General features: G+C 42.2%; 16 protein-coding genes and 1 other annotated feature. Of the genes, 9 read left to right on the top strand and 7 right to left on the bottom strand.

The features are described 5' to 3' along the window. Positions 1-130 precede the first annotated feature (130 nt). Positions 131-352: a binding site (T-box leader), on the top strand. A 60-nt stretch (positions 353-412) separates the two neighbouring features. Continuing rightward, positions 413-2,320: a threonine--tRNA ligase gene (thrS, locus tag ACIQ0C_RS07095; RefSeq protein ID WP_403059007.1), complete on the top strand. Its 1,908-nt coding sequence runs from the start codon at positions 413-415 to the stop codon at positions 2,318-2,320. A gap of 151 nt (positions 2,321-2,471) precedes the next feature. On the opposite strand, the gene ACIQ0C_RS07090 is transcribed toward thrS, so the two are convergent. Both ACIQ0C_RS07090 and ACIQ0C_RS07085 read right to left on the bottom strand, forming a co-directional pair. After that, positions 2,472-2,918 (bottom strand): hypothetical protein, encoded by a 447-nt coding sequence (locus tag ACIQ0C_RS07090; protein ID WP_403058519.1) that lies wholly within the window; start codon positions 2,916-2,918, stop codon positions 2,472-2,474. Positions 2,919-3,047: 129 nt separating this feature from the next. Then, a complete protein-coding gene (locus tag ACIQ0C_RS07085; RefSeq protein ID WP_403058516.1) occupies positions 3,048-3,674 on the bottom strand; it encodes a LysE family transporter in 627 nt (208 codons plus the stop codon). A gap of 268 nt (positions 3,675-3,942) precedes the next feature. On the opposite strand from ACIQ0C_RS07085, the gene asnA reads away from it, so the two are divergent. The 4 genes from asnA (at position 3,943) to ACIQ0C_RS07065 (ending at position 8,683) form a co-directional block, all read left to right on the top strand. Further along, on the top strand, positions 3,943-4,938 hold the full coding sequence (gene asnA, locus ACIQ0C_RS07080) for an aspartate--ammonia ligase (protein WP_483878360.1): 996 nt from the start codon (positions 3,943-3,945) through the stop codon (positions 4,936-4,938). Between the two features lie 211 nt (positions 4,939-5,149). Further along, positions 5,150-6,382, top strand: coding sequence for an MFS transporter (locus ACIQ0C_RS07075; protein WP_402838075.1), 1,233 nt, complete (start codon positions 5,150-5,152; stop codon positions 6,380-6,382). A 142-nt stretch (positions 6,383-6,524) separates the two neighbouring features. Next, the gene (locus ACIQ0C_RS07070) at positions 6,525-7,157 is read left to right on the top strand and encodes a LysE family transporter (RefSeq protein WP_402838073.1); all 633 of its coding nucleotides are present in this window, start codon (positions 6,525-6,527) and stop codon (positions 7,155-7,157) included. Positions 7,158-7,345: 188 nt separating this feature from the next. Continuing rightward, a complete protein-coding gene (locus ACIQ0C_RS07065; protein ID WP_403059005.1) occupies positions 7,346-8,683 on the top strand; it encodes an amino acid permease in 1,338 nt (445 codons plus the stop codon). A 46-nt stretch (positions 8,684-8,729) separates the two neighbouring features. Here ACIQ0C_RS07065 and ACIQ0C_RS07060 read toward each other — a convergent pair whose 3' ends face one another. Both ACIQ0C_RS07060 and ACIQ0C_RS07055 read right to left on the bottom strand, forming a co-directional pair. Further along, positions 8,730-10,403, bottom strand: a complete 1,674-nt coding sequence (locus ACIQ0C_RS07060) for a ribonuclease J (protein WP_403058512.1) — start codon at positions 10,401-10,403, stop codon at positions 8,730-8,732. A gap of 141 nt (positions 10,404-10,544) precedes the next feature. Next, complete coding sequence (locus tag ACIQ0C_RS07055) at positions 10,545-11,444, bottom strand: TetR/AcrR family transcriptional regulator (protein WP_403058509.1); 900 nt, start codon at positions 11,442-11,444, stop codon at positions 10,545-10,547. Positions 11,445-11,698: 254 nt separating this feature from the next. Between ACIQ0C_RS07055 and ACIQ0C_RS07050 the strand changes: the two genes are divergently transcribed. Continuing rightward, positions 11,699-13,147: a DHA2 family efflux MFS transporter permease subunit gene (locus ACIQ0C_RS07050; RefSeq protein WP_403059003.1), complete on the top strand. Its 1,449-nt coding sequence runs from the start codon at positions 11,699-11,701 to the stop codon at positions 13,145-13,147. A 438-nt stretch (positions 13,148-13,585) separates the two neighbouring features. On the opposite strand, the gene ACIQ0C_RS07045 is transcribed toward ACIQ0C_RS07050, so the two are convergent. Next, on the bottom strand, positions 13,586-15,589 hold the full coding sequence (locus ACIQ0C_RS07045; RefSeq protein WP_403058506.1) for a YhgE/Pip family protein: 2,004 nt from the start codon (positions 15,587-15,589) through the stop codon (positions 13,586-13,588). Positions 15,590-15,710: 121 nt separating this feature from the next. Between ACIQ0C_RS07045 and ACIQ0C_RS07040 the strand changes: the two genes are divergently transcribed. Both ACIQ0C_RS07040 and ACIQ0C_RS07035 read left to right on the top strand, forming a co-directional pair. Then, complete coding sequence (locus ACIQ0C_RS07040; RefSeq protein ID WP_403058503.1) at positions 15,711-16,613, top strand: LysR family transcriptional regulator; 903 nt, start codon at positions 15,711-15,713, stop codon at positions 16,611-16,613. A gap of 137 nt (positions 16,614-16,750) precedes the next feature. Next, complete coding sequence (locus ACIQ0C_RS07035; RefSeq protein ID WP_403058500.1) at positions 16,751-17,452, top strand: alpha/beta fold hydrolase; 702 nt, start codon at positions 16,751-16,753, stop codon at positions 17,450-17,452. 41 nt (positions 17,453-17,493) lie between these two features. Here the strand turns inward: ACIQ0C_RS07035 and ACIQ0C_RS07030 are convergent, their stop codons facing one another. Next, the gene (locus tag ACIQ0C_RS07030; RefSeq protein ID WP_403058497.1) at positions 17,494-18,096 is read right to left on the bottom strand and encodes a TetR/AcrR family transcriptional regulator; all 603 of its coding nucleotides are present in this window, start codon (positions 18,094-18,096) and stop codon (positions 17,494-17,496) included. A gap of 190 nt (positions 18,097-18,286) precedes the next feature. Here ACIQ0C_RS07030 and ACIQ0C_RS07025 point away from each other — a divergent pair, with 190 nt between their 5' ends. Then, positions 18,287-19,045, top strand: a complete 759-nt coding sequence (locus ACIQ0C_RS07025) for an SDR family oxidoreductase (protein WP_403058494.1) — start codon at positions 18,287-18,289, stop codon at positions 19,043-19,045. Positions 19,046-19,399: 354 nt separating this feature from the next. On the opposite strand, the gene ACIQ0C_RS07020 is transcribed toward ACIQ0C_RS07025, so the two are convergent. Beyond that, positions 19,400-20,101: a FadR/GntR family transcriptional regulator gene (locus ACIQ0C_RS07020; RefSeq protein ID WP_063232459.1), complete on the bottom strand. Its 702-nt coding sequence runs from the start codon at positions 20,099-20,101 to the stop codon at positions 19,400-19,402. Positions 20,102-20,105: the final 4 nt, after the last annotated feature.

Genomic DNA, 20,105 nt, shown 5'->3' with positions numbered 1-20,105 from the left:
CTGATATCGTCTAAGCTGCGTTACAAGCTCCAGAGCCATGAGTGTTTTTTGCTTATGGGAAATTGGGTGGAACCACGGGTAAACGCACTCGTCCCTTGCATAGGGATGGGTGCGTTTTTTTATATATAAAAATATTGCCATGATAAGGACATGAATCTTTTTTACGGTCTGCAGAGAGGGAAGGGCAGCTGCGAACTTCCTGGCTTAGGAAACTGATTTACCGCCTTTGAGCTATATCGGTGAACAAGAGTAACTGATATCGTCTAAGCTGCGTTACAAGCTCCAGAGCCATGAGTGTTTTTTGCTTATGGGAAATTGGGTGGAACCACGGGTAAACGCACTCGTCCCTTTCGTAGGGATGAGTGCGTTTTTTTATTATTAAAAAAGGGGTGTTTATGTGATGGGTGAAAAAATGATTAAAGTTCAATTCCCGGATGGGCAGCAAAAGGAGTATCCGCAAGGGACTACAGTGGAAAGTGTGGCAGGCTCAATCAGCTTCAGTTTAAGGAAAAAGGCAGTAGCAGGAAAACTGGATAAGCAACTGGTTGATCTAAGTCACAAGCTTAATAAGGATGCCGAGCTGTCGATCTTGACTCTCGATTCGGATGAAGGATTACAAGTATTACGACATACATCGGCGCATGTTTTGGCACAGGCTGTGAAAAGATTATACCGTAATGTGGAATTAGGAATGGGACCAGTCGTGGAAGATGGTTTTTACTATGATTTTAAGTTAGACCATCCTTTGAGCTCAGAAGATCTGCAAGCCATTGAAAAAGAGATGGAACACATCATAAGTGAAAATTTGGAAATTAAAAGAAGTGAAGTGACTTATGAAGAAGCTGTGAAGTTATTCGAGGGCAGAGGAGAGTCATTCAAATTGGATATAGCAAAGAACATCCCTAATGGTGAAAAATTAACGCTCTATCAACAGGGGGAATTCGTCGATCTTTGCAGAGGACCTCACCTTCCATCCACATCATTTGTAAAATCGTTCAAATTGACTCGTGTATCGGGTGCCTATTGGCGGGGAGACAATCAAAATGAAGTTCTTCAAAGGGTGTATGGCGTGGCTTTCCGAAAGAATAGAGATTTGCAGGAACATTTTAAATTCCTGGAAGAAGCGGCCAAACGCGATCATCGTAAATTAGGGAAGCAGTTGGAGTTATTCATGTTTTCGGAGGAAGCCCCTGGAATGCCATTTTATTTACCGAAAGGACAAATCGTTAGAAATGAATTGGAGAAGTTCTCGCGTGAGCTTCAGACTGAGGCTGATTACGACGAAGTTCGGACTCCTTTCATGATGAATCAGCGGTTATGGGAACAATCGGGCCACTGGGACCATTATCACGAGAATATGTACTTCACTGAGGTGGATCAAACAAAATTCGCGATGAAGCCAATGAACTGTCCGGGCCATATGCTTATTTATAAAAACAGTCTTTATTCTTACAGGGATTTACCCATCCGGATGGCCGAATTCGGTCAAGTGCACCGTCATGAATATAGCGGTGCATTGAATGGGATGCTGCGTGTCCGTACATTTTGTCAGGATGATGCCCACATCTATGTACGGCAGGATCAAATCGAAAGTGAAATTAAACAAGTGTTTCATCTGATCGATAAGGTGTATCGCACTTTTGGATTCGAATATTCCGTGGAGCTCTCGACTCGTCCGGAGGATTCAATGGGCGAAGATTCCCTTTGGGAAGCTTCTGAAACAGCCTTGAAAAATGTTCTGGAAAGCATCGGGATACATTATCAAGTAAATGAAGGGGACGGGGCATTTTATGGACCGAAAATTGATTTTCATATTAAAGATGCATTAAAACGAAGCCACCAATGTGCAACAATCCAACTTGATTTTCAAATGCCAGACAAATTTGATCTGACTTACATCGATGAAAATAATGAAAAAGTCCGTCCGGTCGTCATTCATCGTGCCATTTTTGGATCGATCGATCGTTTTTTTGGAATCCTGATAGAACACTTTGCCGGTGCTTTTCCGGTATGGCTTGCCCCGGTGCAAGTACAGATCATCCCTGTCTCACAAGTTCATTTGAATTATTGTTTAAAGGTTCAAAAAGCACTGAAGAATCAAGGCATAAGAGTGAAAATCGATGATCGGAATGAAAAGCTGGGGTATAAAGTCAGGGAAGCACAGATGGGCAAAATCCCATACATGCTGGTCCTTGGAGATAAAGAAGAGAAAGAAAATGAAGTAAATGTCCGGAAATACGGGGAACAAGAAGTTGAAAATGTCGCAATAGAAACGTTCATCAATAAAATGGTCCAGCAAATAAAAGAACGCAGCGTCTAACAAGAACGCAGCTTAATCCGGAACTCACGAGTAAAAGTGAGAAACTCACGAGTAAAAGCGAGAAATTCACGAGTAAAAGCGAGAAATTCACGAGTAAATACGAGAAACTCACGAGTAAAAAAAGACAGCCGAATAACTCGACTGTCTTTTTTTATCTACAAATCCATACCCAGCCAACGCCCGGAATGAACTGCTGGAAACAGTTACCGCCCGGTCCACCCTGACCGCCGCCTTGACCGCCGCCTTGACCACCGCCTTGTCCGCCGCCACCGACAGGGCAGGTTAATCCTAGGTATTGTAATCCAACTATATCTGTATGATGAACCTCATTTGGAATGCCACCTTCGAGTATCTGTACCATGCCAGTAGTATTATTTATCCCCATTAAAATAAAGGTGTGCTGGGTGTTACCCCAAAAGCCCCTGAAGCAATGACCTTGCCGGCCTGCGTTTAAATGGCTCTGAATAGTGGCTACTGGAACCAGTGTTTGTACTGGCAGTCTGTCATCATAATAGGGCAAATGAGCATAGGAATTATCGTAATAATATGGAGCAGTATAATATGGAACATTATAAGAGTAATAACCGTAATTATACATTCAAGAAATCCTCCCTTTGTGTTTACCCTTTCAGGCTATGAACAAAAAGGGATAAGTGTCCGACATGGACAAAGAAGGATAATAAAATAGGCGGCCTATTTTATCTATTCACGAGTAAGGCTCATCACTTTATGTAAATAAAACCTTTGCTGCCTGGATGGCAAAGTATATGCCGATCCCTATAAGGGATATACCCGATATAATCGAGATGCCCATTAGAATGGGTTTGGATAAAAAGCGTCTGAAGGTGCTGGCGATGATGGCCATTGCGAAATCCCAGATCAAGAGGCCGATAAGGATGCCTGAACTGTATAAAAGTAAATGATCCATATCATATTTTGAAGCGGAGTTTGCGAGAATGGATCCATAGATCCCCAGCCAAAACAAAATGGATAAGGGATTCGAAAGGGACATGATGAATCCTGTCAGGAATGAAGAAAAAAGGGAATCTTTCGCTTTTCGTGCATACACTTCAATCTTACCTGCACTAAGCAGACTTTCGATTCCGGTATAGGTCAGGACGAAAAATCCAAAAAGCCATAAAAATGTTTTCATGAAGGAGTTGTCCAAGAAGTGGACGACACCGAAAAAGACGAGGGCTATAAAAACAAAATCCGCTAAAATGGCACCCCAGCCAAAAACCCAGGCATGCCAAAAACCCTTCTTGATTCCTTTGTCCAATTGAGCAGCGTTTATGGGACCGATAGGAGCAGCCAGTGATAAGCCTAATAATACATAGCTGAAAAAAACACCCAATTCATCACCTCATCGTTTGATACATCTTCGCTTATTTGAATGTATTCAGGCAATTGGACTTGTACCACATTTTTAGCCCTTTTTTTGAGGTGATATGGTGAATCATTGTCCGGTTTGCCGCTTATGGAGGTACATGGTCGTGCCTGTGTGTTTTTGTAACAACCCATAAAACTCCTTCATAATGTAATTTAGTCAAATGGAAAGACGTCAATTTAAATGCATGCGCTGTTCAAAGCGGAATTGGAGGATAATTATGCCTGAATTATCGATGCCGAATAAATATAAAACAATTCTTGATATCATGCATACTGATATTGCAATAAATGAAATTAAGAATCATTTTGAAGAAGGACTTTCAAATGTGTTAAACCTTATTAAAGTATCTGCACCTTTCGTTTTAAATGAAGGTAACGGTATAAATGATAATTTAAATGGTGTGGAGCGGATTCTTACCTTTGAAGCTCTGGATATTAAGAATAAACAAATAGAAGTGGTTCAATCTTTGGCAAAGTGGAAAAGAATCACTCTTTCAAGGTATGGTTTGGCTTGTGATGAAGGCATTTACACAAATATGAATGCGATAAGACGTGATGAAAAACTGGATAACCTACACTCGTTATTTGTGGATCAATGGGACTGGGAGAAAGTCATAACGAAAGAACAGCGTAATGTAGATACATTAAAATCTGAAGTGAAAAAAATATATAGAGCCATTAAATCGACCGAACATTATATGTTTGAATTCCATCATCTGCTTAAGCCTGTGTTACCTGATGACATTCACTTCATTACGACCCAGGAGCTGGAGGATTTATATCCGGATCTGAATCCGAAGGAAAGAGAAAATGTCATAACGAAGAAATATGGTGCGATTTTCATTATGAAAATTGGCGGAGAGTTACGATCGGGGGAAAAGCATGATGGCCGTTCACCAGATTATGATGATTGGGAACTAAATGGAGATATCGTTTTATGGAATCCACTCTTGGAATGTGCTTTTGAAGTTTCTTCAATGGGAATTCGAGTAGATGAAAAGTCACTGTTAAAACAATTAAGATTATCCAAAACCGAAAATCGTAGGGTGCTCGAATATCATAAGGCCGTTTTGGAAGGCAAGCTTCCGTATTCAATAGGCGGGGGAATAGGGCAATCCAGATTATGCATGTTTTTGTTGAAGAAAGCACATATTGGCGAGGTTCAGGTTTCGGTATGGAATGACCAAATATTAAAGGATTGTGAAAAAAGGAATATTATTCTTTTATAAAAACGAAAGAACTCTATCCATTCTTAAACAGAATGGGTTTTTTGTTTTAAAGGTAATAGGGGTAATTTTGGGAGAAGCGCAACTGAATAAATCTTTCTGCGCTATAACATAATAATTGAAGACATCTAATATATGATGCAAAACAAATTGGTTTCACAATGGTTACCTTTTATGCAACAAGTTGCTTTTATAATGGATGAGGAGTGTAAGTATGGAAGGTCATGAGAAGCAAAATAAAGATGTAAGCGTGTGGTGCCTGATCAGTATGGCATCGATTCCATTGGTAATGACACTTGGAAATTCAATGCTTATCCCGGTTTTGCCCATTTTCGAGGAAAAGGTGGGGATATCTTCATTTCAATCAAGCATGGTGATAACAAGCTATTCCGTTGCATCCATTTTTTTAATTCCCATAGCTGGTTATTTATCAGATCGATTCGGACGGAAAATGGTAATTCTGCCTAGCCTGATCCTAGCCCTTATCGGTGGCTTGATAGCTGGTTATGCATCATGGAAAATGGAAGATCCCTATACCTGGATTATCATTGGGAGGGTATTGCAAGGGATTGGGGCGTCTGGGGCCTCGCCCATCATTTTGCCTCTGGTTGGGGATTTATACAAAGATGATGATGAAAAAACGAGTTCTTGTTTGGGTATCATAGAAACCTCGAATACATTTGGGAAAGTACTTAGTCCAATATTGGGTTCCCTGTTTGCTGCATTTATCTGGTTTTTACCATTCTTCTCGATTTCATTCTTCAGTTTAATATCTATTGTTTTGGTCTTTTTCTTTATAAAGGTACCAAAGGAGAAGGATGAGCCGAAGAAATTCAAAGAATTCTGGCATGATACGAAAAAAATATTCAAGCAGGAAGGAAAATGGTTATATACAGTTTTCCTGATTGGTGTATTTGTCATGTTGGTTTTATTCGGTGTTCTTTTCTTTTTGTCTGATAATCTGGAAAAAATCCATGATTTGCATGGAATCAAAAAAGGTTTAGTGATAGCGATCCCTCTATTTTTTCTTTGTGTATCTTCTTATGTTGCAGGGAAAAAAATCAAAGGGGAGTTACCAATCATGAAAAAGATCATCATGATCAGTTTAGCTGTCCTTTCAATTAGCCTTGTATTTGTCGGTTTTACAAAAAACAATGTCTTCCTTCTATTGGTCATAACAAGCTTGGTGGGCATAGCAATTGGTGCGTTATTGCCGACACTCGACGCAATCATCACTCAAAATATAAAAAAGGAACAGCGGGGGACGATAACCTCCTTCTACATGTCATCAAGGTTCATCGGCGTTGCGGCAGGCCCTCCGGTCATGTCCCTTGTCATGAAAAATCATATCAATTTGACCTATATCATTTCAGGGATCATTGGTATAGGAATCGTATTTATTGTTATGAAATGCATTAGTTCAGACAAAAAAGAAGCTGCTGCCTAATCGGCTTCGATAACATTCCAAAAAGCCGGGCTTCCCCACGGCTTTTTTGTAACTTGGGAAATTTTTTTGGCATGTGGTTATAGGCAGAGGGTTGCCACATAAAATGTACAAGTCATGAACTAGCTCGAAGGAGTGATGCTTTTTGAGTGTACATTTACTGCTAAGTTACTTTTTTTTGGGACTTACCCTTGCAGCACCGATCGGTCCGGTGAACTCCGCTCGTATCGATAAAGGAATCAAGAACGGGTTTTGGCATGCCTGGATCGTTGGGGCAGGGTCGATGATCGCAGATGCTTTGTTCATGATTTTAGTATATGTAGGAATGGTACGGTTTTTAGAAATTCCGATCGTACAGATATTTCTTTGGCTTTTTGGCGGATTTGTGCTTATTTATTCTGGGGTCGAAAGTGTATTACGGGTTAATACGATATTATTAAATGAATACAGGAATAGAGATTCTTTAATTTCCTGTTTTTTGACGGGGTTCATCATGTCCGTGACCAGTCCATTGTCCATTTTATTTTGGTTGGGGATATATGGATCTGTTTTAGCTAAAACGGCTTCAAGTTATGGGACTTCCCAACTTTTCATCTATAGCGGGATGATCTTTCTTGGCCTTACCTGCTGGGATTTTTTTGTAGCGGCATTAACGAATGGATTTCGCAGGTTCTTAAATGAAAAAAGCTTAATGGCCATTTCGATCATCTCTGGATTATCATTGGTCGGCTTTGGGGTTTATTTTGCTTATCAAGGCATTTCTGCCATCATATCCTAAAGAAGAATGCTTTCAGATTATTACATAGGGTATTTGAAAACTTCTTCCTTGCATAATTCATTGTGGCATTATCAACACTATGAATGATGGAAGGGGGTAATGTTATGACAACAACAAAAGCCAATTGCAGTTCAGCGAAAGGAAAGACCGGTCAAGATTCCAATGCATCGGGTGAACAACAGGGCGATATGAAATGGTGGCAGCTATCATTGGTCGGTGTAGGCTGTACGATCGGGACAGGGTATTTCCTCGGATCGACCATAGGGATTAAAACGACTGGGCCATCCATTGTATTCTCATTTGTATTGGCTGCACTAGGTACCTATATCGTTTATAATCTGCTTGCCAAGATGACGGCTGCCGATCCTCAAGAAGGTTCTTTTTGTTATTATGCCAATAAAGCATTTGGAAGATGGGCGGGCTTTAGCTGTGGCTGGAATTATTGGTCCTCCAATATATTGATCATGGGAAGCCAGCTTACTGCGCTTTCGCTATTATCTCAATTTTGGTTCCCGAAAGTGCCGCTATGGCTATTTGCATCCGGTTTTGCAATTGTTTCAATCGTGGTGGTATTGCTGGGAACAAAAGGGTTCGACAGGGTGGAAAACATCCTTGCTGTAATTAAGACAGCAGCAATCGTAATGTTTATCATTATTGCAATATGTGCCGTTTTCGGCTGGTTTGGTCTTGATGGAGCGAAACCGCCATCATTTCCGAATACGTACAATGAATTATTCCCCAAAGGGCTAAAGGGGTTTTGGACATCCCTTATCTATGCCTTTTATGCGTTTGGCGGCATTGAGGTCATTGGACTGATGGCGATGCAGCTTAAAAAGAAAGAAGATGCACCAAAGGCAGGGACGATCATGCTCTTGGTCCTTACCATTATATATGTAATTTCATTGGGGTTAGCCGTAACCATGATTTCGTTAGGGGCATTCAGTGAAAAAGAAAGCCCATTCGTTTCGGCATTGGACAGTTATCATCTGGCATTTTTCCCGCACGTTTTTAATGGTGCGATCATCATTGCCGGTTTCTCGACGATGACAGCTTCACTATTTGGTGTAACCAATCTATTGGTAACGCTGTCCGATGATGGGAATGCACCCGCATTATTCATGCAAAAGATAAAGAAATTCAAGGACCTTCCACTGCCTTCACTGGGGCTTGGGGCCTTAGGGCTTCTAGGATCGATCATCACTGCCTTGCTCCTGCCAGGCAAGATTTATGAATACATTACAACATCTGCTGGTATATTGCTTTTGTATAACTGGGCATTCATCATTCTTTCTTCATTCAAAGTCTTGGAAAATAAGATGTGGAGTAAGATAACGGCCGTTTTCGGACTTCTTTTGATTTTAGCCGCCGTAAGTGGCACATTGCTTGAAAAAGAGATACGTCCAGGATTTTTCATCAGCCTTTTATTCATCGTGATCATCGGTCTTGCAGCCGTTTTCATGAAGTTCAAGGTTTGGAACAAGAACAAGGCAATGGCCGCAAAAGCGAGCAAATCAGGACTTGATTGAAAAAAGGAACTCGACTATACAAAGTCGGGTTCCTTTCGATTTGGCGCTAAATCTCAATTATTATTGGAAGGATCATTGGTTTTTTCTTAGTTTGATTAAAGAGATATTGCCCCAGTTCCTTCTTAATGGTTTGTTTAATGATGTTCCACCTGTAAATTTTTTCACTTTGTAAGTCGTTGACCGTTTTCGTGACAAGACGATTCACATTTTTAAGGAGGTCCTCGGAATTTTGAACATATACAAATCCACGGGAAATGGTATCGGGTCCTGATACTATTTTTCTTTCCGTCTTGCTTAGTGTTATGACGATCACGAGCATTCCATCTTCGGAAAGCTGCTTACGGTCCCGCAGAACGATTTCTCCAACATCCCCAACGCCAACACCGTCGACAAAGGTATTGCCGGCAGCCACCTTTCTTGTTTGACGGGCAACGGAGTTTTCAATATCCACCACATCACCATTATTGATGATGAAAGTATGGTCCTTCTCCACCCCGACAGACTCAGCTAGTAATCGATGCTGGTGCAGCATCCGATACTCACCGTGAATCGGTATGAAATACTTAGGTTTCATCAGGGTAAGCATGAGCTTTAACTCTTCCTGATAAGCATGTCCGGATACATGCATGCCCGTTACAGTCCCGGAACCGTAAATGACTTTGGCACCCAGTTGAAACAGGTTGTCGATGATCCGTGAAACATCCCGTTCATTTCCTGGTATTGGAGTGGATGCAAGAATCACTGTATCATCAGGCAATATGCTCATATCCCGATAATTCGAACTGGAAAGGCGGGAAAGGGCAGCAAACGGCTCTCCTTGACTTCCTGTACATAAAACCGCTACCCTTTCAGGAGCATAACTATCGACTTCTTGTGGCTGGATAAGCATCCCATCAGGAACCTCGAGATAGCCGCGTTCAATGGCAACGTTTACGACGTTCACCATGCTTCGTCCAATCAGGGCTAGTTTCCGGTTTGTCTTCTGTGCTGCGTTCACAACTTGTTGAACGCGATTGACATTTGAAGCGAATGTCGAAAGAATGACTTTTTGTTTTGCCTGCATGAAGGCCTCTTCAATATGGCTGCCAACCAGATGCTCCGAGGGACTGGAGCCGGGACGCTCCGCATTCGTGCTTTCCGATAATAAAACGAGGACACCTTCACTCCCGATTTTGGCCATTTTATGAATATCGGGATACTGATCATTCATCGGAGTCAAGTCAAACTTAAAGTCCCCTGTATGGACGACCGTGCCTTCTGGCGTATGCATGGTGACTCCGAGGCAATCGGGTATACTATGATTCGTTTTGAAAAAGTCCAGAACCATCTCCCCGAATTCCAGCTTTGAATCCGAATTGATCTGGATTAATTCAGTATCACCCAAAAGGTTATGTTCTTTTAACTTCAATTCAATCAAACCAAGTGTTAAACGTGTGGCATAAATGGGTACATTCAATTTTTTCAAGAAATAGGGGATACCGCCAATATGATCTTCATGCCCATGAGTCACGATCAAAGCGCGGATCTTCTCCTTATTCTCCTGAAGAAAGGAAATATCAGGAATGATCAAATCGACTCCTAATAAACTTTCATCAGGAAACTTTGCACCGCAATCAATAATGACGATATCGTTTGAATATTGAACAACATACATGTTTTTACCGATTTCATTCACTCCGCCCAAAGCCAAGATGGACAAAGCATTCTCTTTCACACTCAAGTAGGTAGACCTCCCTTTATTATGATAAGGATAGTGTTTCCTTAGGTCGCTTTTATAAAACCAACTCTTTTTTAATCCGGGCAATTTTAAAAAGCCATAAAAAAACACCTGCCGCTTCCGGTAGGTGTGTATCTTCAATCTTCATCGGCTCAAGCAAGAATTGATGCTTTCTTCAAAAGTCTCAATGTATGCTTGGATCTGTGAAGCATATCCAGTCTTCAAAGTGTCCAGCAGACTTTCTATCAAGAATTCTCGCGGTTTGTCAGACTGCATCAGCTCATCTTGGATGAAGTCGACCAACTCAATGGCTCTTCTTCGATCTTCATCGCAAGGAAGAGCTTTGTTTATCGCTTTTTTCAATTCCGTGGTGGAATGAAGCAAGTCATTATGGCAAGCATCAAGCTGGTTTGTGAATTTTGGAAACCACGTATCCATTAATTCCGGATCAATGATCTGTTCTCCGCTTTCAGCCACTTCATTGACTAAATGGACAATGCGATTCATGCAATAGCGGATAATTTGTATGTCCGGTGTACCGGCGGGATTAGCACGGTAACTAAAATGGCTCATGTGGGTCATCATCGAATGAAAGATAATGACGCTATCTAAAAGATAGTTTTTTTTACTTTCACCGAAGATATCGATAAAACGGTTATACATCCAGCGTAAGCTCAACAATAGCGTCTTATTGATGAATTGCTTTAATTCTTCATCATTGGAAACACGGACTTCTTCGATCAGGATAAGCAATTTGCTTTGCTTGTTCACCATCAATTGCAGTTCGAGCTGCCGGATGAAAATTTCAATATCGGCGGAATCTTGACCAATCAACAGTTTTTCCCGTTCATGGCGAATCTTTGTATAAAAGGAGCGGAAAATGGCTATAAATAATTCACCCTTCGAAGGGAAATAATTATAAAATGTACCTTTTGATATTCCGCTGCCGTCTAAAATGTCCTGAATGGACGTCGCTTGGTAGCCTTTGTCAATAAATAGTTTATGAGCCGTATCGATGACATTCTGCCTTCGGTTGTTCATCATATCACCTGATTTTCATTATACTGCTTGTATAAATTTAATCGTACTCTATTTTTCATCACAGCACAAACCCTTATTTAAACCAGTAAATTTTTATTGCAAAAAATGAACTAGGGGTATATTATTGATTTTGTGAGATTGGAATATACCGCTCGTATAATTAAATGAACCAATAGTTTGAATGGAGGAATAGATAAAAAGTGAGTACTGCACAAATAAATGAGAAAAAGGGTTCGTATGGCATTTTGGCCATACTGATGGTCGGGGCGTTCATATCGATACTGAATTCAACCCTTTTAAATATTGCACTGCCATCAATCCAAATAGACCTGGGAATCGAGACTTCCACAGTTCAATGGCTGACAACGGGCTACATGCTCGTGAACGGAATCATGATTCCGACAACTGCCTTCTTAATAAAAAAATATTCGGTACGTAATCTGTTCCTGACAGCCATGCTCCTATTCTCAATCGGGACGATCGTGGCAGGTGTAGCGCATGTATTCCCGCTTTTATTGAGCGCACGTATGGTTCAGGCTGCCGGTTCGGCAATCATGATGCCATTATTAATGAACGTACTTTTAACTTCTTTCCCTGTTGAAAAACGGGGCTCGGCAATGGGACTATTCGGTTTGGTCATGATGTTTGCCCCTGCAATCGGACCGACGCTATCAGGCTGGATCATCGAACATTATGATTGGAGAATGCTATTCCATTTCATTACTCCGCTAGCTTTACTAGTACTTATTTTCGGCTTCTTTAAACTTAAAGACCACAAGGAAAAAGTCGATATCAAGATCGATAAATTATCGGTCATCCTATCCAGCTTGGGCTTTGGAGGCCTGCTTTACGGATTCAGTTCGGCAGGCAGCAAGGGTTGGGATAGCCCGTGGGTATATGGAACACTGATTGTCGGTGCCATTTCCTTGATCCTTTTCATTTCACGTCAGCTTAAAATGGAAACACCGATGCTTGAGTTCAAGATCTTCAAGCACCCGATGTTCGCTTTATCCGCAACGATCTCAATCGTACTGAACATGGCGATGTTCTCGGGGATGATCTTAATTCCGATGTACACACAAACAGTACGTGGCATTTCACCATTCGATTCTGGATTACTGATGCTTCCAGGTGCACTATTGATGGCCCTCATGTCACCGGTTACCGGTAAGCTTTTCGATAAGTTCGGTGCCCGCATCCTTGCTTCGATCGGTTTGCTTATCACCGTGGTAACTACGTATTTGCTAAGTAAATTATCAATGGAAACTACGTATACAGAAATTGTAATCCTGTTTTCCGTTCGTTCCTTCGGGATGTCAATGTCCATGATGCCGATCATGACAAATGGTTTGAACTCGCTGCCAGCCCGCATGAACCCGCATGGTACAGCCATGAATAACACACTGAACCAAATTTCCGGTGCGATCGGTACGGCATTGCTCGTTACGGTCATGTCTAACCGTGCAGCTTCTACTGCCGAAGATTTAATGACGAAAGCGATGAGCAAATTAACAAGCCAGCCCACCGCTGAGATGATGGGCCAAACGAAAGCCCAAATCGGGATGCAGGCAATGCTGGATGGAATTAACTTCTCCTTCTTTGTATCTACCTTCATTGCCGGTGTGGCGCTGATATTGGCATTATTCATTAAGCGCGCATGGCCGGCTGAAGAGAAACCAGCTGTGAAAAAAGATCAAACCGCTTAAATGAAACAATAAAAGGCCCTATGCCACCTGAAAAAGTTCAGGCAGCATAGGGCTTTTTCTAACTTCAGCCGAACGGAATGTAATTCAGGCTAAGTAAGGCGGGAAAATTCGCCCCACCAAATTCGAAGAAATCGAGTTTTCCTGCAGTTTTTTTATGGCTTGTACAATTTGGACGTTGATTTCAGCTACAGGTACTAAGCTTTCCGCGGGCGGTCAGGAAGCCTCCTCGGCTTGCGCCTGTGGGTCTTCCCTAGACGCGCTTTTCCAAGCATGAGTCCCGCACCTTTCTCTCCAATCAACATTGTTATAACATTTAGATAGAAACATACCTGATGAGTTGAAGGTGTTGGTTTGGGAACATCATTTGATGAAAGAATGTTTTCCGAACCTCTTTTGTCTACAATGAGCGCAGTGCCATTTGCACTGCGCTTTTTCACATCAAGATGTCACTTCCTCTGAAGTTGCTTTTGCATGCTGGATATGACTGGCTATCCAGCCAATGATCGCTGCGGAAACGAGATAGGCGAGCAAGATCCAAATCTGCATCCGCAAGTTTTCCCAGCCTCCTAATGAGATGACTTCCTGAAGTTCCTTCAATGAGTGGGCCATAGGTAAAAATTGACCGATTTTCGTCAATAATGACATGCCAAGTTCTCCTGGGAATGTTCCGCCGCAGGTAGCCAATTGGAACACGAGAAGGGTCACTGCTGCGAATTTGCCAACCACTCCGAATACGGTCACCAACATAAGGATGAATGTCATGAAGGTAAATGAAACGATGATGCTTGATAGAATGAATACTGGGACACTGGCTACATGTAAATGGAATCCAAGAAGGACGACTGCATCCACTAGAAGTGCCTGAATCAAGCCGATTACATATACCAGCATTAATTTATTCGTGAAATGAACGGTTCCGGTAACCCTAAGATTCTGCCTGCGGCCAAGCGGCAAGATATTGGAAGCCATGATGCCGCCTACATAAAAGGCCAATGACAGGAAATAAGGAGCAATTCCGGTTCCATAGTTAGGAACTTCAGATAGCTTTGATTGGACCAATTGCACGGGTTCAGAGAACATCGAAGTGGTCGAATCGTCGTACTGAAGACTGGCCGTTTTATCGGCAGCTTCATTAAGCTTGGAGGATAACTTGTTTGAACCCGTTTCGAGCGAAGCCAGTCCGTCTTGAAGTTCCGCCGATCCACTGGCTAGCTGGCTGCTCCCGCCAGCTAGCGAATCGATTCCGGCATTTAAATGGGAGAAACCATTTGTCCATTTAGAGAATCCATTCGCGAATTCTTCGGTACCCTCATATAATCGCTTAGCACCCGAGGTAGCTTGTGCCATTTTATCACCAAAGGTATTCATCCCGGTTTGAACGGTTTCTTGACCATCAGCCACTTTTGCAGCACCTTCGCCCAATTGCTTTTGACCGGCATTTAAAGTGGCGGCTGTTTTGGCTAAACCTTCTGATAGGGCAACGATTTGCTTGAAGTCTTGATCCTTTATTGCTTCAGGATGACTTTTCATATAGTCATCCAATTGTTTCTTAAGAGTTTTCGCTGTAACGGCAGCCTGTTCTTGCCCTTGCATCAATTTTGCATTTCCGGCTGACCAGTTCTCAACACCCTTCCTTACTTCATTCATCCCATTTTCCAATGAGTCATGCCCATCAGATATCCGCTTCATGCCAGTATATAAGTTCTGGGAACCTGATGTTAATCCATCCGCACCATCCGTTAAGGCTTCTTGTCCATCCAAAAGCTTGGTGCTTCCTGTTTGCAGCTTCTGGGCGCCATCATTCAAATCCTGAATGCCACCAGCCAATTTCACACTGCCGCTTTTCGCATCTTCTGTTCCTTGATGAAGCTTTTCCGCTCCATCCCCGGCATCCGCCAAGCCGTTAGAAACCTCCTGGAATTTCGAAAGGATGCCTTCAGAATAGACTTTCGTGATGCTTGCGTTGATTTTTGCAGTCATCTTTTCAACAGCAGTAGAGCTGATCTGTGAGGCAACGAAGTTCTTGCCTGGATTGACAGTATACAAAAGTTTAGCCGTTTCCGGTTTTTTATCCATTAAAGTGGTGACATTTTTCGAGAAATCTTCCGGAATCGTGACAACCATATAATAGGTACCAGCTTCAAGACCTGTATTAGCCTCTTTTGCCGTGACAAAGTGAAAGTCCAATTCTTTCTGCTTTTTCAATTGTTCAACGAAATCAGCTCCAGCCTCGACTGGCTTATCATCCATTTCCGAGCCATTATCGAGATTGACCACTGCTACAGGCAGCTGATCCAATTTTCCATAAGGGTTCCAATAGCCTGCCAAGAAAAATCCCGAGTAGATCAATGGAACGACCAAAAGGAAAATCAAGGCGATTCTCCCGTGTTTATGTTTCCACATCGCTTTTATATCTTGAAATACAAGTTGTAAACCTTTCATTATTTGAGCCTGCCCTTTCTAGTTAAGAGATTATTTCATCATAATGGCTTTTTTATATACTGTATAATACATAATTGATTATGTAATAATAGATTTAAATCTATGTGAAAAGAGTGGGAAAATGGAAATCTTACAGCTGCAGTACTTTCAAACCGTAGCACGTCTGGAACATATGACCAGGGCTGCGGAACAACTTCAGATTGCTCAGCCATCCCTCAGTAAAACCATATCCCGGCTTGAAGAGGATTTGGGAGTCGCATTGTTCGATAGGGAACACCGCAAAATCAGGCTCAATGCAGCCGGACGAATATTCTTGAACCGGGTCGAACGCGCTTTTGCGGAACTGAATGAAGGAAGGCGCGAAATAGTGGAATTAACAGACCAAGACCAAAAGAACATCACCTTGGCCGTTTCCATTCCCAGGGTCCTGCCTGATTTATTAAGTGCATTTTTATCCCAATACCCGGATGTCCGTTTTCAACAGTTCCTAAAATCCATATCATCCATGAAACAGCTTCTAATTGAAGGCGAAATTGATTATTGCATATCATCCGTTCCGATCGAAGGACCAGACTTAAAGTGGGAACCGCTGATCACCGAAGAAATATACTTGATCGTGCCCCCCAATCACCGGCTTGCAGGCAGGGGAAGCATTACACTCCAAGAAGTGAAAGATGAACCATTCATCAGCATGAACACTGGCTTCGGGTTCCGCAGCCTAACCGACCAATTTTGCCTCGAAGCGGGATTCGTCCAGCACATCGCATTCGAAGGAGATGAACCAGCTGTCATCTCGGATCTTGTCAGGAAAGGATTGGGGGTCGCATTCGTATCCGAATTGACATGGCTCCATCAAACGGGATCATTATCCCATAAAATCCGGATAACCGAACCTGCATGTAAAAGGACAATAGGGCTCGGCTGGTCAGAAAAACGCTACTTCACCCCAGTAGCCAAGCAATTTCGGTTATTTGTCATGGACTACTTCGCTGCGGCCAACTCCGCTAGGCCAAAGGATGAATAAATGGATGAAGGCAGGAATAAAAGGTGTGAAGGCATAAAAAGTATAATTTAACTATAGTGTACATAGTATTTTAGGAGGTTTTTCCAAAAATTAGATCGGGTTCAAAATGACGAATCCATCCAGGGAGATGAATGGAGATGGAAATACGGGTTAATCAAATTGAGTTGAATGGACTCACGTTTCAATATCGGGAGAGCGGGGATGTTTCTGCACCACCGCTTGTTGTTCTTCACGCGCTGGGAAAAAGTTCGGAATCATGGGAACAAGCGGCCGTCGCATTAGGAGAAAATTATCGTGTTTTAGCTTTAGATCAACGGGGCCACGGTGGAAGTGCGAGAACTAATACATATACTTTTGAATTGATGTGTGATGATTTGCTTCATTTTGCGGATGCGCTTGATTTGGGAAGGTTTTTGCTAATGGGGCATTCCATGGGGGGAACAGTTTCCTATCTTTTCTCGCAAACTTTTCCTTCGAGGATAGCAAGGTTGATTGTCGAAGACACGCCACCTCCTTTCCCGGATAAACCAATGGAGGTTCCTTCCAGACCTTCTGTCCCACTGCCGTTTGATTGGCAGGTGGTGCCTTCGATTCTACAACAGCTTAATGAACCCGATCCCGAATGGTGGGCGCGCCTTACCGATATTATGATGCCGACACTTGTTATAGGCGGCGGGGCCAGCCATATTCCCCAAAACAAATTGCAAGAAGTTTCCGAGCTTATCCCGAATTGCGAATTGGTGACGATAGAGGATGCCGGACACTTTGTCCATGAAGATAATTTACCAGCTTTCTTGTCTGTCGTAAAAAGATTTCTTTCCGAAGGACAGGAGCTTTAATGCGATAGGAGGGTTGCCGATGCAGCCCTCTTATTTTTGCTTTAAATGTTTATTTTAAAGACGGCATTTACCGATTTATTATTAAGGATTTCCAGCAACTGCTCAGCCATATAGTCAGCGCTATATTTAAAGCCAGTGTTGACCCATTCGATGATCATGCCTAATATCGCATATGCTTGGTAACTGGAGGCAAGTTCTTTATTGACCTTAGGGTTCGGTTGGTAATCTTCCAGGTCCTCCAATGGAAGTTTCTTTAATTCATTACAAATCCGTTCCAGTAATGTAGGCCATGCATTTGACTTTAAGATGAGGGTATAAATGTTTGCATGGTTAGCTACATGTTCAAATATTTTAATGACTGAAGCCGTTAGTTCATTGATGGTGAAAGTTTCGACATTCTTATAAGGTTCCCGGTACGATATGATCAAATCGGCAATCACATCCTCCATGACCTCTTCAAGCAGTTCCTCTTTGTACTGATAGTGTTTATAAAATGTACCCCGATTAAGGTCGGCGAGTTCTACAATGTCAGTAATCGATATCTCCCTGAAATCCTTACTTTGCATTAATGATATAAGGGATTCTTTCAAAGCCATTTTGGATTTCCTGATCCTTCTATCAATCCCAGTATTATTATCAGTCATTTTCTTCATCCTTTGTTCGTTATTGTAATTTTAATGAACATAATTACCGTTTTCTGTTCATTGTTCAACATCGAGTACATCATTTGCTGATTGTGTAAGCCTACTGAAACTAATTATACTATAAAGGAAGGTAGTTAATGAACATCTGTACAATAAGTATCACTTCACTAGAATGAATGGGGGAGTTCAAATGAAATTACAAGACAAAGTTGCAGTAGTGACAGGCGCAGCATCAGGCATGGGGAAACAAATTGCTATAGATTATGCTAGAGAAGGAGCTAAAGTCGTCGTATCGGATTTAAATCTTGATGGTGCGAACGAGACGGTGGAAGAAATAAAAGCGAATGGCGGAATGGCATTTGCCATTAAAACGAACGTGGCGGTGGAGGAAGATATTCAGCATTTGATCGATACTACGGTCAATACGTATGGTACGGTGGATATTTTGGTGAATAACGCGGGTATCATGGACGGCATGGAACCTGCCGGTGACATTGAAGATTCTAAATGGGATCGCATTTTTGCCATTAACACGACAAGCGTCATGCGTTCGACTAGAAAGGTTTTGCCAATCTTTTTAGAAAAACAAAAAGGGGTCATCATCAATATTGCTTCTGCTGGCGGTTTGTACGGTGCTCGAGCTGGCGCGGCATACACTGCCTCTAAACATGCAGTGGTTGGGTTCACGAAAAACACGGGCTTCATGTATGCCAATAAAGGGATTCGCTGCAATGCAATAGCACCAGGCGGAGTTGAAACCAATATCGGTACCAGCATGACGAGTATCAATGAGTTTGGCATCTCTCGCCAACAATTGGGCATGGCCATCAATCCACGCAATGGCAAACCTGAAGAAATCGCTAAAGTGGCATTATTCCTTGCTTCAGACGATTCCAGTTTTGTTAATGGTACTGTCATCACGGCAGATGCTGGCTGGAGTGCATATTAAGCCGTAAATTAAAAAGAGGATGGTCAAGAACTTGGTGACTGATACATGCATTCCTGCCAGCAAGCAGGGATGCATTTTTTTGTGTGTGGATTAATTGGAGGGGAGGGTGTTAGCCAACAATTTACATGAAGAAGGTTTTGGATTCATCGGGTGATTTCAATCGAAAGTGGATAAGTGGGGCTGGATAGTTCAACTACTATCCAGTTTTTCACAAAAAGAATTATGCTATCAATTGGATTTAAAAGATAAGTTGAACTCTGAAATCTTGGAAGCAAAATAGGTTTCCTGAAAAAATCCACTTTCCCTATGATTGGATAAACCAATAACTTGCTGCGATACCTCTCAAGCGATTTATTAATTTGCGTGAGAATATTGAAGGACTTTCTGACGGACGTAATCAAGGTGCTTGTACATTTGGCTGAATGCTTCATGTGGATCATGTGCTGCAAGTGCCGCATAGATGGCTTTATGATACTTCACAGTCAGTTCCCGTTCTCTGAATTGAATCAGGCTGTTTATTTTATTATGAGTGATCAATAAGGAATCGATCATGCCTTCAATAATGGGATTGTTCGCACTTAAAGCAATGATCTTGTGGAATTCTTTATCGGCCTCTCCATAATCGTTGTCTTCACTATTGGCAATCGTGTCAATCGTAACTTGCAGCTTCTCCAGTTGTTCGTCTGTGATCTTCTCGGCAGCCATTGTTACTAATCCCAACTCCAATGCCATTCGCGCTTCGATGATCGCTGGTAAATTATCAGTGGCCAGCGCCAGCATGACAGAGAATGGATGTGTACCGATTTTATCGTTAAAAAATGTTCCTTCACGCGTTTTCCGTGTAATGACCCCTAGTGTATCAAGCGCACTGAGTGCCTCGCGCAAAACAGGCCGGCTTACTTCAAGTTCTTTCATAAGTTCCATTTCAGGAGGCAGTTTGTCGCCCGCTTTCATTTGTCCGCTGACGAGCAGATGGACAATTTGATCCACGACTTGTTGTGAAAGAGTGTTGCGATGTACTGATTGTACGCCTAATTTCTTTGACGATTCTTCCATTGTG

Source organism: Peribacillus sp. NPDC096448, assembly GCF_044762675.1.
In the GTDB taxonomy this organism is placed as follows: domain Bacteria; phylum Bacillota; class Bacilli; order Bacillales; family DSM-1321; genus Peribacillus; species Peribacillus frigoritolerans_B.
The sequence above is the reverse complement of the archived record's forward strand: the minus strand, read 5'-3'. Positions and strand labels throughout refer to the sequence as shown.